We start from the raw sequence: 1,506 nt of genomic DNA on the forward strand, positions 1-1,506 counted from the left end.
ATCCCTCTTCGCCAGGCTGGTTGTGAGTCAGTTCACGATCAGTTGGAGGTGGAGGGTGTCGGTGTCGATGGGGTACTCGGCGGAGGAGATCCGGGCGTTGGTCCAGGAGTACGAGGACCAGCCGTTTGGCACGAAGCGTGAGTGGTTGCGTGCTCAGCCGTTCTCGGAGGGCAAGTTCCGGCGGTGGCGGATGACGGTGATCCGTGGCGATCTGGACCGTGGACTGGTTCCGCGGGAGGGTGGGTCCATGGCGAAGTCAGCAGATCGGCACTTCTCGGCACAAGCCGAACGTGCACGCCAGATTCGGGATCAGCAAGCCCAGTTGGAGCGGATGCAGGCACGTATCGACGAGCTCGAGGCGGCCAATGATGCGTTGGGAAAAGCTATCGGGCTCTTGCACGCGATGCGCGAGCACGAGCCCGACATGCAGGAGACGACGGGACCGACCCGGACGGATTCGTAGCGGCGGAGAACGCTCTGGTCGCGGCCCTCACGACCGCGCACCGTTCGCAACGCCAGGCGTTGACGGTGGTGGGGTTGTCGCGGTCGACGTGGCATTACCGGTCGCGTCCGCGTGCGCGGGTCGCACGGGTGAAGCCGCAGCGTGAGCGGGCCTACCGGGCACGGATCTCGTTCGATGAGCGCATGGCCATCGAGGACGAGATCCAGACGGCGTGGATGGCCGGACATTCGGTCGACTTCGCGTTCGCGTCCACGTGGGACAAGGGCATCATGCTCGCCTCACGTCGGTCGTGGTGGCGTATCGCGAAGACCATGGCGGACCAGTCCGCACGGCCCAAGGCGCCGACCCGCCGGCAGTCACGCGAGCCTCGTACGGCGCCCGTGCACTGCGCGACCGGGCCGGGTCAGGTGTGGAGCTGGGACATCACCGATCTGCGCAGCCCGTGGCGGGGCGTGACATACAAGGCCTACTCGATCATCGACATCTACTCGCGCAAGATCGTCGGCTACCGGGTCGAGGTGCGTGAGGCGGACCACCTGGCGGTGGAGATGTTCGACCAGGCGATCGCGACCTTCGGGGCGCCGGACTTCGTCCACGCCGATTCAGGACCCGCGATGCGGTCGAACCTGCTGGCCGACTTCCTCCACGGTCACGATGTCGCCATGACCCACAACAGGCCACGCGTGTCGAACGACAACCCGTACTCGGAGTCCGAGTTCCGCACCATGAAGTACCGACCGAACTATCCCGGGACCTTCACCAGCATCGACGACGCCCGCGCCTACATGAACTGGTATGTGCCCTGGTACAACGGTCGCCACAAGCACTCAGGGATCGCGTTGTTCTCACCCGACGAGGTCCACGACGGCAGCTGGCGGGAACGCTGGATCGCACGCGACCGGACACTGCAGGCCTACCGCGACGCCAACCCCGAACGATTCCATGGCCGACCCCGCACGCCCGCACCCGCAAGCCTCGTCGGCATCAACTTCCCCGACACCACAATCGAAGCCCAACGACTCCAAGCAGCTTGACAATGCCCG

Annotated in this window: 2 protein-coding genes; both read left to right on the top strand. The window is 65.5% G+C overall.

Translation table 11 applies throughout. The annotated features are described in order from the left end of the window. Positions 1–463 (top strand): hypothetical protein (locus tag AOM05_RS14345; RefSeq protein ID WP_228373319.1); only part of this gene is annotated, 463 nt, incomplete at its 5' end. 182 nt (positions 464–645) lie between these two features. Beyond that, positions 646–1,497 carry a DDE-type integrase/transposase/recombinase gene (locus AOM05_RS13870; RefSeq protein ID WP_156165208.1) on the top strand — a complete coding sequence of 284 codons (852 nt, stop codon included), beginning with the start codon at positions 646–648 and terminating at the stop codon, positions 1,495–1,497. The last annotated feature ends 9 nt before the right edge of the window (positions 1,498–1,506 follow it).

It is taken from the genome of Demequina silvatica, assembly GCF_000971215.1.
Taxonomy (GTDB): Bacteria; Actinomycetota; Actinomycetes; order Actinomycetales; family Demequinaceae; genus Demequina; species Demequina silvatica.

Bases quoted from the DNA above. Each gene is read 5' to 3' on its own strand.
- AOM05_RS13870 (WP_156165208.1), top strand. From the start codon at position 646: ATGGCCATCGAGGACGAGATCCAGACGGCGTGGATGGCCGGACATTCG.